At 42.3% G+C, this 14,525-nt stretch carries 10 protein-coding genes and 1 pseudogene; 5 read left to right on the top strand and 6 right to left on the bottom strand.

The genetic code is table 11. From position 1 onward, the window contains the following. Positions 1-11 precede the first annotated feature (11 nt). The 5 genes from L0B17_RS04145 to L0B17_RS04125 form a co-directional block, all read right to left on the bottom strand. Positions 12-857, bottom strand: a complete 846-nt coding sequence (locus tag L0B17_RS04145) for a glycosyltransferase (protein WP_235087793.1) — start codon at positions 855-857, stop codon at positions 12-14. A gap of 37 nt (positions 858-894) precedes the next feature. Continuing rightward, positions 895-1,848: an ADP-glyceromanno-heptose 6-epimerase gene (gene rfaD, locus L0B17_RS04140; RefSeq protein ID WP_235087791.1), complete on the bottom strand. Its 954-nt coding sequence runs from the start codon at positions 1,846-1,848 to the stop codon at positions 895-897. A 57-nt stretch (positions 1,849-1,905) separates the two neighbouring features. Then, the gene (locus L0B17_RS04135) at positions 1,906-2,916 is read right to left on the bottom strand and encodes a glycosyltransferase family 9 protein (RefSeq protein ID WP_235087790.1); all 1,011 of its coding nucleotides are present in this window, start codon (positions 2,914-2,916) and stop codon (positions 1,906-1,908) included. A 127-nt stretch (positions 2,917-3,043) separates the two neighbouring features. Beyond that, positions 3,044-3,742: a single-stranded DNA-binding protein gene (locus L0B17_RS04130; RefSeq protein ID WP_235087788.1), complete on the bottom strand. Its 699-nt coding sequence runs from the start codon at positions 3,740-3,742 to the stop codon at positions 3,044-3,046. A 54-nt stretch (positions 3,743-3,796) separates the two neighbouring features. Next, complete coding sequence (locus L0B17_RS04125) at positions 3,797-5,164, bottom strand: MFS transporter (RefSeq protein WP_235087786.1); 1,368 nt, start codon at positions 5,162-5,164, stop codon at positions 3,797-3,799. 289 nt (positions 5,165-5,453) lie between these two features. On the opposite strand from L0B17_RS04125, the pseudogene uvrA reads away from it, so the two are divergent. From uvrA to L0B17_RS04100, 5 genes and pseudogenes are all read left to right on the top strand, one after another. Further along, positions 5,454-8,343, top strand: a pseudogene (uvrA, locus tag L0B17_RS04120) (excinuclease ABC subunit UvrA). Positions 8,344-8,379: 36 nt separating this feature from the next. Continuing rightward, positions 8,380-9,417, top strand: coding sequence for a M20/M25/M40 family metallo-hydrolase (locus tag L0B17_RS04115; RefSeq protein ID WP_235087785.1), 1,038 nt, complete (start codon positions 8,380-8,382; stop codon positions 9,415-9,417). Between the two features lie 220 nt (positions 9,418-9,637). After that, positions 9,638-11,509, top strand: a complete 1,872-nt coding sequence (locus L0B17_RS04110) for a DEAD/DEAH box helicase (RefSeq protein ID WP_235087783.1) — start codon at positions 9,638-9,640, stop codon at positions 11,507-11,509. A gap of 298 nt (positions 11,510-11,807) precedes the next feature. Continuing rightward, positions 11,808-12,830, top strand: coding sequence for a hypothetical protein (locus tag L0B17_RS04105; RefSeq protein WP_235087782.1), 1,023 nt, complete (start codon positions 11,808-11,810; stop codon positions 12,828-12,830). Positions 12,831-12,839: 9 nt separating this feature from the next. Then, positions 12,840-13,409, top strand: coding sequence for a LemA family protein (locus tag L0B17_RS04100; RefSeq protein WP_235087780.1), 570 nt, complete (start codon positions 12,840-12,842; stop codon positions 13,407-13,409). A 113-nt stretch (positions 13,410-13,522) separates the two neighbouring features. Here L0B17_RS04100 and L0B17_RS04095 read toward each other — a convergent pair whose 3' ends face one another. Continuing rightward, complete coding sequence (locus L0B17_RS04095) at positions 13,523-14,479, bottom strand: DMT family transporter (protein WP_235087778.1); 957 nt, start codon at positions 14,477-14,479, stop codon at positions 13,523-13,525. Between the last annotated feature and the right edge of the window lie 46 nt (positions 14,480-14,525).

Genomic DNA, 14,525 nt, shown 5'->3' with positions numbered 1-14,525 from the left:
GCTGCAAAACACTATATAGTGACAAATTTCTTAGCAAGATAGTTCACTATAAATTTAGGCAGCTTATAGCGTTTATGGGCTTTATTTATAAAAAGCTGCCAACCGCTTTGCTTAATCTGCGCTAATGTTTCACTGGCAATCAGATCTTGATTCAATTCACAAAAGTCATTCACAAATCGCACTTCACGCTTCAAAGAAGAGTTAGTATACCCACGCCCAGCATAATGAATGAAGCTAGCATCGCGATAACCATCTTGCCCTAGCACATCCATGCGGTTAAATTCTGCATCAATGCTTTGATACTTTAACCCGTCTCGCTGAATAAGGTAATTGATGTAAGTTTGCTCATAATATTTAATATGGTTACAAACCTGCTGTAAGTCCTCTAAAGTAGCGATGTCGAATAATTTGCTTTGATTCGATATCAACATGCAGCCCAGGTTAAAATATACTGGACGGCCATTAACTTGTGGCCAGTTAGCGACGGGTCCTTTTATGGTAAATATTTTGTCGAGTACAGGCTGGCGCTCTAACAAAGCACCTTCGTTGAACATATAAATGGTTTCGAGGTCATCATATTGTTCAAAAATATCCTTTGCATGCGGAGTGATAATAATATCAGCATCGACATACAGAACTCGATCGTATTGTTTTAGCAACTCTTTGATGTAGAGCTTTTCGGTCCAAGCTGGGCTTGCCGTATGCTGAGGGTTTTCTATGTTGATCGGGTAATGAAATTGATCTGAAACAATCAGATCAGCGCCCACTTTTTCAGCATAAAGTTTAAACCCAAGTAGCGCTGCGTTATACATTGGATTGCTATCACCAATCGCCAGCGTAAAAATAGCCTTTTTCATTTAATTTCCCAGATAACATCAAACAATTAAAAACAATTTACTGCCCAATAAAGTGCTGTGATTTCAACCAATCTAAATACTCAGGCACAGCTTGTTCTACTGTCTTAAATTGGTGTTGGCAGCCTACCGCACGAAGCTGGGTTAAATCAGCTTGAGTGTAACTCTGGTATGCACCTTTTAGCTTGTCTGGGAACGGAATGTACTCAATCTTACCTTTGCCATGGTAGTCAATTACCGCATTAGCCACGTCATTAAAACTTTGGGCTTTACCGGTTCCACAATTGAAAATACCTGATACTTTGGCATTTTTCCATAACCACAAATTCACCTGTACCACATCTTCAACAAACACAAAATCACGCAATTGCAGGCCGTCGCCGTAACCATCAACACCAGCAAATAAACGACACACACCATTGGCTTTTATTTGATTATTAAAGTGGAATGCCACACTGGCCATACCGCCTTTATGTTGTTCACGCGGGCCATACACATTGAAGTAACGTAATCCCGCCACTTGTGTGGTTAACTCTTGCTGACGGACATATTGATCAAATAAAAACTTAGAATAGGCATACACATTCAGTGGCTTCTCCACTTCACGTTTTTCAACAAAAGTTTCACTGCCACCGTATACCGATGCGGATGATGCATAGATAAACTGCACATTATTAGCTTGGCAAAAATGCAGTAAGGTTTTTGAGTATTCGAAGTTATTTTCCATCATAAACTTGCCGTTCCACTCGGTGGTGGATGAACAAGCACCTTGATGAAAAATCACCTCAACTTCATAACCTAACTGGCCTGATTTTACTTGAGCAAGAAAGGCATCTTTATCTAAATAGTCAGCAATTTCGCAATCTGCCAAATTGAACATTTGGGTGCCATCAGTTAAATCGTCTACCGCAATAATATCGGTTCTGCCTAATTGATTTAATGTCTTAACTAAGTTACTGCCAATAAAGCCTGCGGCTCCAGTAATTACGATCATATTTTTGCTTCCACTAAGTTGGATTAATTTTGTTTAAACAAACTATTCGAGTTCGGCTTATTTAGCATAATGTCGATTTAAAAATTCACTGATATCTTCAGCCGCTTTATCAATATCAACTAAGGCCATATTTCGGCCTGTACGGCGGCCAACAGGTGGCGTAAATGCCAGCCTTTTAGCTTGCTCTGTCAATGTTTGCCATTTCACTTTGGGTTGAGATCGTCGCCCAGCATAAAAACCTACCGTCGGAATATTATGCAACCCAGCAATATGCAGTGGCCCAGTTGAACCCGCGATAAACATATCGGCAGCCACGATTGAACGGGCAAAATCAGCCAAACTTTTCAGTGGGGTCGCTAGCTCAACTTTAATTTTAGTCTTACTCAACATAGATTGAATGTTAAGCGCCAGTGCTTTCTCATCACCGTTGTAAGTTAATACAAATCGGCAGTCTGTTTTTGTAAGCTGATCAATTTGTTTGATAAGTTGAGCAAAATGCTCAACCGGTAAGCTACCCGATGATCCACCAGTACCAGGATGAATGAAGATCAACTTTTCATCATTTTGTTGCTGATAGTACTTTCGCCACTGCTCACGTTCAGAGTTAACATCCCATAATTGAGCCGGTAACGCAGGTATCGCTATTTGATGATTATTTAGAAATTGCTCCGCCAACATGTAGCTACCACGCCAACAAGGCTCCCCTTTTTTATATTGGGTGTTAGCGCGATGGGGGTAAAAGTATTGAAACCAGCCATGATTAGGTGCAATTTTGTATGGAATAGCCGCTTTGATTAATAAACGATAAATACGTAAGTCAGAATGCGACACGATAACGGCATCATAATTGTTCGCCTTAATTTGCTCGACTAATTGAGCATCATCGCCGGTATCTACCACCACATCGTCAATATAAGGACAAGTCAGCGCAAAGCTTTTCATCACTGGTGCCACGAACACTTCAATGCGCGTATTAGGCAGCGCTTTTTTCAAGATATAAAAAGCAGGCCATGTGAGAATAAAATCTCCAATCTTGTCATGACGAATGAACAGAATTTTTTCCATCATTATCTTCTTTGTCAGATTGCCTAAATTCTCTTAACAGAGTTTATCAGACCAAGCATATAAATGAGAAAGACCTGCAAGCAGGCCTTAAAGTTCAGTTAACTTGCGTTAAGCATTAACAGCATAAGCATTAGAATGGAATATCATCATCCCAACCTTCATCCAAATCAGGAGTAAAGTTTTGTGCAGGTTGCGGTGCAGGGCGCTGTGCCGGTGCTGCATTTTGCTGAGGCTGATAATTACCTTGCGGTGCTTGTGGCTTAGGCGCATAAGCAGCTTGCTGTGGTGCTGGCTTATTTTGCTGAGTATAGCCACCTTGAGCAGGCGCTTGTTGGTAACCACCAGCTGAACTTTGATGACTATCCTGGCTTGAACCTTGGTTAGCACCCGCTTGATTGTACTGAGGTTGAGCCGCTGGGCGTGGTGCTTGTGGAGCACGTTGCTGTGGCGCTTGATCGTATTGAGTATTATCTTGGCCTGCACCGCTATTGCGGCTATCAAGCATCTGCATTTCCATCGCATTGATTTCAGTTTTATAACGGTCTTGACCGGTAGTTTGGTCTTGCCACTTACTGGTTTGCAATTTTCCTTCAAGGTAAACCTTAGAGCCCTTTTTAAGGTACTCGCCAGCCACTTCAGCTAAACGACGGTACATAACAATGTTATGCCATTCCGTTCGTTCTTGTAGTTGACCTTGTTGGTCTTTCCACGACTCACTTGTCGCGACAGTAAAATTGGCAACGGCATTACCATTTGGCATGTAACGTACCTCAGGATCTTTACCTAAGTTACCCACTAAAATGACTTTATTCACACCACGACTGGCCATCGAAATCTCCTGCGATTATCTTTTCTATATACGTATTCGGTTGATCAAAATGATCTAATTGACAGAGCCTAACACAGCTCTGGCTTCGCTTAAATTGAAATCGTCATTCACCTTTAAATAGGCGACCTTGTCCTCAAGTACCACTATTGCTTCGGCTACACCGGTCAAGTTTGATAACTGTGTGGCCATTGTTTGTGCATGGGGTCTATCTTTTATATTTGCTTCAAGGGTATAACTTTTTAGCAGCACTGGCTTAGCCATACCTAAAGTCAAAAATAGCCACAATGTCATTAGCCCTAACGCCACAAAAAATACCCCAGAGGCACCGACTAATTGGTAAGCTCCACCGCCTAACATACCACCACAAAATGCGCCTAAGAACTGACTGGTAGAATACACCCCCATCGCAGAGCCTTTATCGCCCACAGGGCAAAACTTGGCGATCAAGCTAGGTAATGAAGCTTCAAGATAGTTAAAACCGGTAAAAAATAGTACCACTGCACCACTTAATACCCATAAATTATCAGCAAAAATACCCATAGCACCTAAAGATGCCATCATCAGTAACAGCGAAATTTGAAACATGGTTTTGGTATTATTTTTCTTCACCCCTATGATGATCAATGGCACCATCAAAAAGAATGCGCCGATAAACGCGGGAAAGTACAACATCCAATGTTTTTCTTTCACTAAGCCTGCATCGACCAAATCTAATGGCAATGCAACAAACACCGCAGTTAGCACCAAATGCAAAATAAAAATACCTGCATCTAAACGAAACAACTGTGGGTCTAACAGCATTTTTTTAAGTTTGGCGGGTGCCGCTAAAGTATCACCTTTTGGTGCCTGACTTATTGGGTTTGGCACCAAAAATTGCACAATCACAATACCGACAACGGCTAATACTGCCGTCAATAAAAAGATACCCGTTAAGCCAAGGTGTTGTGCGACTAAAGGACCAAGCAAAAGAGACAGTGCAAAGGAAAAACCAATACACATACCAATAACAGCCATCACTTTGGTACGCTGCTCATCACGGGTTAAGTCAGCGGCAAGCGCTAAAACAGCCGCAGCTATGGCGCCCATTCCTTGAATAGCTCGGCCAAACACTACGCCATAAATATGATCAGATGATGCGGCAATTAAGCTGCCAATGGCAAATACCACTAACCCAGCCATAATAATCGGTTTACGACCATACTTATCAGACAGTATACCCATAGGAATTTGTAACATGGCTTGGGTAAGTCCATAGGCACCAATGGCAATACCAACCCAAAGCGGTGAAAAGCCTTCAAGATGTTGTCCATATAACGCAAATACCGGCATGATCATAAATAGCCCCATCATCCGTAAACCAAATACACTGGCTAACGAAAACGCGACCTTTTTTTCCATGCCCGACAGCCCATTACTGGCCATTCAAATACCTTTTTAGCAATTCTACGAGTCGCGCATATTACCATAGCCTGAATCACATGCTCAAAAGGAAATCACAGTTTGAGAGTTAAAGCTGAATTTAAAATATTACTAATCTATTTTTGGGTTTTATTCGTACAGGTAAAGACCACATATCACTATGATAAATAATCTGTGTCTGTTGAACCTTTAAGGTCAAAATCACCGAGAAAGATTAACAGCCCCTTACAGCTTGTGCTTAATGTGCGATACTAAAACCCATTTTGCCCCATAGCGAACATAGAGCGAGTAAATGGACAATATTGAAATCCGCGGTGCCCGAACCCACAACCTTAAAAACATTAATTTAACCATCCCTAGAGATAAGCTAATTGTTATCACAGGATTATCTGGTTCAGGAAAATCTTCATTAGCCTTCGATACCTTGTATGCAGAAGGTCAGCGCCGTTATGTTGAGTCTTTATCCTCTTATGCGCGCCAATTTTTAAGCTTGATGGAAAAGCCTGATGTCGATCATATAGAAGGATTAAGCCCAGCAATTTCGATTGAACAAAAATCGACCTCGCACAACCCAAGATCAACGGTTGGCACTGTCACCGAGATTTACGATTATTTGCGACTATTATTTGCCCGAGTAGGTGAACCGCGTTGCCCTACGCATGCGCAGCCCTTAGCGGCTCAAACCGTCAGTCAAATGGTCGATAAAGTACTGGCGCTACCTGAAGATAGCCGTCAAATGCTATTGGCACCCGTGGTTAATGATCGCAAAGGTGAGCACGTAAAATTATTAGAAAGCTTAGCTGCCCAAGGTTATATCCGCGCGCGAATTGACGGCGAAGTTTGCGACTTAACGGATCCACCCACCCTTGATTTACACGTAAAACACACCATTGAAGTGGTCGTCGATCGCTTTAAAGTACGTCCTGACTTAAAACAACGTTTAGCCGAATCATTTGAAACCACATTAGAGCTGTCTGGTGGTATCGCTAAAATTGTTTCAATGGAAGATAACAATACTGAAGAACTGATTTTTTCTGCCAACTTTGCTTGTACCCAATGTGGCTATTCGATGACCGAACTTGAGCCGCGTATTTTTTCATTCAATAATCCAGCTGGAGCTTGTCAAACCTGTGATGGCTTAGGCGTACAACAGTTTTTTGATCCTGATAGAGTGATTACCAATAGCGAATTATCTTTAGCTGGCGGAGCAATTCGCGGCTGGGATCGTCGTAACTTTTATTATTTCCAAATGCTCAGTTCATTAGCTGAACATTACAAGTTTGATGTTGAAACGCCTTTTGAGCAGCTCAATGATAAAGTTAAAAAGTTAGTGTTATATGGCTCAGGCAAACAAAACATTGCCTTTAAATATATCAACGACCGTGGTGATGTGGTGGTACGCAACCATCCCTTTGAAGGCATTCTTAACAATATGGATCGCCGCTATCGCGAAACAGAAAGTAACTCGGTACGTGAAGAGTTATCTAAATTTATCAACATGCAGCCTTGTAATAGCTGTGGCGGTTCACGGTTACGTGAAGAAGCCCGTAATGTATTTATTGGTGATCTCAACCTACCCCAACTGACCACTTGGTCAATTGGTGAAGCTAAAAGCTATTTTGCTGAGCTAACCTTTGATGGTCAGCGCGCACAGATTGCCGATAAAATTTTAAAAGAAATTGGTGAGCGTTTAGGATTTTTAGTCAACGTCGGCCTTAATTACTTAAGCTTATCACGCTCAGCCGATACCTTATCAGGCGGTGAAGCACAGCGTATTCGCCTTGCCAGCCAAATTGGTGCCGGGTTGGTTGGGGTCATGTATGTACTTGATGAACCTTCAATCGGCCTTCATCAACGTGATAATGAACGCCTGCTGCACACCTTAATGCACCTTCGCGATCTGGGTAACACTGTTATTGTGGTTGAACACGATGAAGACGCAATACGCATGGCTGACCACGTGATTGATATTGGTCCAGGTGCCGGGTTCATGGCGGAGAGGTTATTGCTGAGGGCACCTTAAACGATATTCTTAATTGTGAAGAGTCGGTCACAGGTCAGTATCTGTCGGGCAAAAAACAAATTCACATTAGTGACCAGCGTACTCCTATCGACCCAAGTAACGTCATCGAACTGTTTGGCGCTACCGGTAATAACCTGCAAAATGTCGACTTAACCATTCCAGTAGGTCTATTGACCTGCGTAACCGGTGTGTCAGGTTCAGGTAAATCGACCCTAATTAATGATACTTTCTTCAAAATTGCCCATCGCATGCTTAATGGCGCCACGGTTGATGAGCCCGCGCCTTATAAAGAAATTAAAGGCATGGAGCTCTGCGATAAAGTCGTCGATATTGATCAAAGTCCAATTGGCCGCACACCACGCTCAAACCCTGCTACTTATACCGGTATTTTTACACCGATAAGAGAAATATTTGCCGCCACTCAAGAATCCCGCACCGGGGTTATTTAGTCGGCCGTTTCTCGTTTAACGTTAAAGGCGGCCGTTGTGAAGCGTGTCAGGGCGATGGTTTAATCAAAGTCGAAATGCACTTCTTACCCGATGTCTATGTTCCCTGCGATGCGTGTAAAGCGAAACGTTATAACCGTGAAACCTTGGAAGTAAAATACAAAGGCAAAAACATTCACGAAGTGCTGCAAATGACCATTGAAGAAGCCCGCGTGTTTTTTGATGCGATTCCAGCCATTGCACGCAAACTGCAAACGTTAATGGATGTAGGCTTGTCGTATATTTGCCTAGGGCAAAGCGCAACCACCTTATCCGGCGGTGAAGCCCAGCGTGTCAAACTGGCCAAAGAGTTGTCTAAACGCGACACTGGCAAAACCTTATACATTCTCGACGAGCCAACTACAGGCCTGCATTTTGCTGATATTCAACTATTGTTAGATGTATTGCATCGCCTCAAATCCCACGGCAATACCATTGTGGTAATAGAACATAACTTAGATGTGATTCAAACGGCGGATTGGATTATCGATTTAGGCCCCGAGGGCGGCTCGGGAGGCGGGACTATTTTAGTGGCTGGCAGCCCAGAAGATGTTGCCGAGCACCCAACTTCGCACACGGCGCGCTTTTTAAAACCTATGCTGGCATTACATAAACAACGCGCAGCAAGTAATAAAATTAGCAAAGCTAAAACTAAAAAAAGTACGCCTAAATAGTAAATATCCCTTTATTCCCTTTACGGAGAGTATCAGATGACAAGCACGCTTAAATCTGCCTTTCCGTTAAAGGGATACTCTCGCCTTTTACCAAAAAACATCAAGGTCCTCGCGCAAGCTAAGTCATTAACTAAGTTATCTTGTATCGCATTAATAATGCTAACTGGCTGCGTAAATACCGCTTCAATCGATTGTAATTTACCGCCGCAACATCAATGGGCCGATAAAACGCAAATTATTGAAGATATCCGCACGCTTACCGCCACAGAATTTAGCGGCCGTAAAACTGGCACTCAAGGCTCTGTTTTGTCACAAAACTACCTAGCACAACGTTTTACTGACATAGGTTTAATCCCTTGGCAGCAATCTTTTAAAGTGACGTTTAAATACCAACATCAATTTAGCCAGCAACTTGGGGTTAATATGATTGGTATTATTCCTAGCAGCACGCCATCAAACCGTTGGCGAGTGATTACCGCCCATTATGATCATTTAGGCCAACAGGGTAAGCGTATTTTTCATGGTGCTGACGACAATGCTTCTGGTGTAGCGGGCTTATTGGCAATAGCACAACAATGGCAATTAACCGGCTTAAAAGATATTAATCTCATGTTGGTTGCCACAGACGCTGAAGAACAAGGACTTTACGGTAGCTATGGATTAGTTGAGCAGATTAAGGCAACAGCGGAAATGCAGGTTGAACTGGCAATGAACCTAGACATGATTGGCCACCCTTCAAGACCGCGGGCAATCTATATAGAAGGTGAGCAAAATTTCAGTCATTTCAAAAAAACACAAGCCTGGCTAAGCCAACAGCATCAAGTGTGTATTCGATTAAGTTATTCAAAGTTAAACACTAATGGCATAAAACGCATGAACTGGTTAAAAGCATCCGACCACTACCCTTTTCACCGAGCGGGTATTGCGTGGATATATTTTGGCGTGCCGCCACATAGCAAATATCACACGGTCGATGACACCATAGACACGCTAAACATTGATTTTCTCACTAGTGTAACTGAAATGGCATTTAGCTTTATTACTCAAACTAACATACAGTTAAAAGAGAAATAACCTCGCTTGTACGGTAAGTCACCATTGAATAACTCAAGTTAAAATAAGGCAATAATCAGGCCACATTGAATTATTTATCATATTTTATATAGTCAAAATGAAAAATGGTTGCTATAATATCGCCCTTTCGGCGCGGGAAATCGACACGGGGTTGATTTTCTGTCTGTGAAACTTAGCACGAGCATCCGAATTTCGTGCACATCCACAAGGCTACAACCCAATGTCATCCAATGAAAGAACTTTCCGCGAACTCGGCCTGTCTGAGAACTTGTTGCGTGCTCTAGACGAATTAGGCTATGAGAACCCAACACCTATTCAAGCAGCTAGTATCGACCCGCTTATGGCAGGTAAAGATATTATCGGTCAAGCGCAAACAGGTACTGGTAAAACAGGTGCTTTTGCATTACCACTGCTTAACAAAGTAGATATTAATCTTAATGCTCCACAAATATTAGTCTTAGCACCAACCCGCGAACTAGCGGTTCAGGTAGCTGAAGCGTTTGGTAGTTATGCCAAACATATGAAAGGCTTCCACGTACTGCCTATTTATGGTGGTCAAAGCATGCAGCAACAATTAAGCGCCCTTAAGCGTGGACCACAAGTGATTGTGGGTACACCTGGTCGTGTAATGGATCACATGCGTCGTGGCACATTAAAGTTAGACTCATTAAAAGCCTTAGTGCTTGATGAAGCTGATGAAATGTTAAAAATGGGCTTTATCGATGATATCGAATGGGTATTAGAGCATAAGCCAGCTAACAGCCAACTTGCTTTATTCTCAGCTACTATGCCTGAGCAAATTAAACGTGTTGCTAGCAAGCATTTAAGCAACCCAGTTAATATCAGTATTGCATCTAGCCAAGCAACAGTTGAATCAATTGAGCAAAGCTATGTTCAAGTATCACAGCACAATAAACTAGAAGCATTAGTACGCGTATTAGAAGTTGAAAACACTGAAGGTGTGATCATTTTCGTCCGTACTCGTAATAGCTGTGTTGAGTTAGCAGAAAAATTAGAAGCACGTGGTTATGCTTCATCACCATTACACGGTGACATGAACCAACAAGCGCGTGAACGTGCTGTTGAACAGTTAAAAAGTGGCAAGTTAGATATTCTAATTGCGACTGACGTTGCGGCCCGTGGCCTTGACGTAGAACGTATTGGACACGTAGTTAACTACGATATTCCTTATGATACAGAAGCTTATGTTCACCGTATTGGCCGTACTGGCCGTGCTGGTCGTACAGGTATGGCAATTCTGTTTGTAACAAGCCGTGAAATGCGTATGCTTCGCACCATTGAGCGCGCCACAAACAGCCGTATTGCACCAATGAAAATTCCTACACCTGAATCGGTTGCTGAGCGCCGTTTATCTCGTTTAGGTGAGCAAATTCAAGAAACCTTAAACGGTGACTTAGATTTCATGAAAAATGCCGTTGCAGAATTATGTACTCAGCTAGAAATCGATACCGATTTATTAGCTGCTGCGTTATTACAGCAAGTGCAGCAAGAGCGTCCACTTCAGTTACCGCCGATCCAAGAACGTCAACGTGACTCACGTGATGAGCGCAGCGAACGTAATGACCGTGGTTCTCGTGATGGTGGCGATCGCCCACGTCGTGAACGCAGTGAGCGTAGCAACCGTCCGTCAACACCAACTACATTTGGTCAACCTGAAGGATTGAAAGATAATCCTGATGTGAAAATGAACCGCTATGTCATTGATGTGGGTCGTGAGAATGGTGTAGGTGTGGGTAACATCGTTGGCGCAATTGCTAACGAAGCTAACATCGACAGCCGTTACATTGGTCAAATCCAGTTATATGATCAAGTGACTACCGTTGATTTGCCAGATGGCATGCCAAAAGACGTATTAACTCACTTAAGAAAAGTGCGTGTTTGTGGTCGTCCACTTAACATTCGCGAAGCTGGTGATGAAGTTTTTGTTGACTCTGGTCGTGGTGCAGCAGCACCTCGTCGCCCACGTGGTGACCGTCCATCTGGTGACCGTCGCCCACGTACTGACCGCCCAGCGGGTGACCGTCCTGCAAGTGCAGAACGTCGTCCACGTAAACCACGTGACAATGGCTAATCACTAGCCGTTAATCACGCGTAAGACATTTAATTGTCTGCATAAAGAATGGAGCCTAAATGGCTCCATTCTTGTTTTTGCCTAGCAAAAAGCACTACAATATATCAACGCTGCAACACCATAAATTATCCTCACTATATCCATCTAATTCACTATAACGACAACTGATACTCTAACCTTTAACGCTTTACAGATTGATTATGCGTTGTAATATATCCGTATCCTCTAAACAGTATATTAATTCCTCCCTATGCCAGTATCTAGCCCTGAGCTTAAGACTCGTTCAGTTAAAAAAAGCATGAATAACAAACGACTAACTCAGTTTATTAAAAAGCTTCAGGCAAAGGTGTCAAACTCTAAGTCTATAGAGGTTGTTACAGAATGCTTAGATAAAGCCATCGCGTATCCACATCAACTTAAATACCGTCATACTCCTCTATATCTTGGCATGATAGCCGCGATTGTGACGAGTATCGGCTATTGGTTCTATCTTGACACTCAAGGTCAGTTTTACCGTTATGCAAACAGTGACTTACTTATCTTCGCCTTGTGTTTGTTAACGCTTTTTTCCTGTATTTTTACTGTGTTTCAGCGTCAAAAAAGATTGGCAATGCTGTCTAACTTAATTAGGGATGAAACCCTAAAACATCTCTACAACATGACCGACTGTGGGACAACATTTCTGAATCATGTCGAGCATAAATTTGTCGACTTTAACCGCGGTAATTATTCTCAAAATATTGAATGGGGCAAAGAAATCGATTTTAATTCTGAATTAGGCTTAATGCGTGCTTCTGTGGTTTATCATCACTATGTGAATAAGAGAACGGAAACTTACCAGGAGTCTGACGGTAAAGGCGGAAGCAGAACGCGCACTCGCACCGTTTATGATCACTACTACCGCCAAGGAGTAATCTTTCCCGCGGTCAATCAAACGAGTCACTTAGTGATGAGCAACACTAGGTTACCTAAGCATTGGCAGCAACACTTTATGCCAGCCTCAAGGGAGTTTGAGAAAAAATTTTACCTGCAAACGGATTCTGAATTTAATGCAGCGAAGTTTTTAGAACCCGCGGTAGTGGTTGCCTGCGAGCAATTAGCCAATAAGCTCGATGATTTAACCATTGAATTCGCCTATGATGGCAGTATGTTGATCAACCAAAAAAATACTAACTTGCTTAATCCACCCATGGATTATGACATTAGTTCACCGGAAAAATTTAAACAAGAGTTGCTCAATGAAACTTCATTATTCACCGTAAACCGTATTTTTGGCTTTGTGAATCAAATTATTAAACATAGCGCTAGTCCATTACATTAAGGAATAATTATGCAATCGTCTTTCATTATCATCGTGGTTCTGGTTGTCACAGCCATTGCTATTTTTAGTATTTATAATGGTATTGTCAAAGAGCACAACGCGGTGCAACGAGGTTGGGCCGATGTATTAACTCAAGAAAGACAGCGTGGTCGTATCATGCCTGAACTTGACCGCGTACTGCAGCAACACCAAGATTATGAAAAAGAGTTATTGCCTAAGATTACCGCTTTACGTCAAGGGATTAATGCCTTGCAAGACTCGACCATTGACACTCAATTACAAAGTAAAGTCGATCAAGCATCGCAAGCATTAATCAAAGGTATTCATGTCGCTGTTGAAGCTTACCCTGAATTAAGGGCATCGGAATCATTTGCTAAATTTATGTATGAAGTAACCGAACAAGAAGACAATGTTGGCGCAGCGGTAAGAATTTTCAATCAAAACGTGGCTAATTTCAACGCTTATATTCAATCATTTCCAAACAACCTTGTTAATCGCTTTTTTAACAAAAAACAGGCTATTGAAATATTTACTGATAGTAAAGCCCAAGCTGAGTTTGAGTACAAACCTAAGTTTTAAACTGCACTGAATTGGCGCTATCCCCCATGACAAAAAGAGGCAACGCCTGCATCAATCGCACGTCTCGGTGTTCTTGCTACACAGTGCCTAAAGGTGCAGGTGTAGCGCTAGCTTCATCGTAATTTTGCCGCTTTACGCTTCAAATACAACGGCCATATTTGCACGGCAAACACCGAACCAATAATTAACGCTATGCCCATTAACGATAAAGCATCTAAGTTATCTGCACTAAATACCCCATTCCACCAGCCAAGGCTGACCACTAACGCAGTTGAACTGAAACTCAACACAGGCGTTAAGGCTAACATGGCACTAACCTGTGCCGTAGGCCAATACTTCATTGCCTGTCCAAAACAGCCATAGGCTATTAAGGTATTAGCGCCGCAAAAAATAACCACTGTCCAATCAGATGACTCCATAAGGGCAAAATGATTAAAGTCACTGAACGGTGCCATAGCCAAAATACCTGACCCATAAATAAACAACAGCACATTGCTGGGAGACAACTTACTGCCTAATGATTTTTGCAACAACGCATAGCTGGTCCACGACAATACCGAAAACTGCACTATCATTACCCCTATCACTATTTGATGATTATCGCTATTGCCCAAGTTTAAATTCGGGTGGAAAAACATCAACATCCCAATAGCTAACGTTGCAAAACAACTTAATTGCATCGCATTTAGGCGTTCTTTAAACAATAACACCCCACCAAAAGCAAGGAAGAATGGCGCAGTTTGAAAGTTAAGTTGCGCTGTGCCAGGAGCAAGGTAGTCGAGCGAGTAAACAAACGAGACGTAATTGAACATCAACAAAATGCCAGCAAGACTTAGTTTAAGCCAGTCGCTACTCACTAAGGCAATAAATTGTTTCAGCTTACCAAGTCGCCATTGCAGTAAAAATGTCACCACAAACGCCATAACAAATCTAAACCAGGTTAAGGTTACTGGGTCTATAAACTGCCCTGATAACTTCAGTGCTATGGGTAAAATACCCCAAAAAAAGACCGCAACAGAAACAAAAATTAGGCCTAATTTGGCAGTATTGTCGACTTGGACCTTGCTCACGTTATTGACTCTTTATTTTAAAGAATTGAATACTGCCTGATATGCG

Source organism: Shewanella sp. OMA3-2 (assembly GCF_021513195.1).
Lineage (GTDB): Bacteria > Pseudomonadota > Gammaproteobacteria > Enterobacterales > Shewanellaceae > Shewanella.
This window is presented reverse-complemented; position numbering and strand designations above follow the sequence as displayed.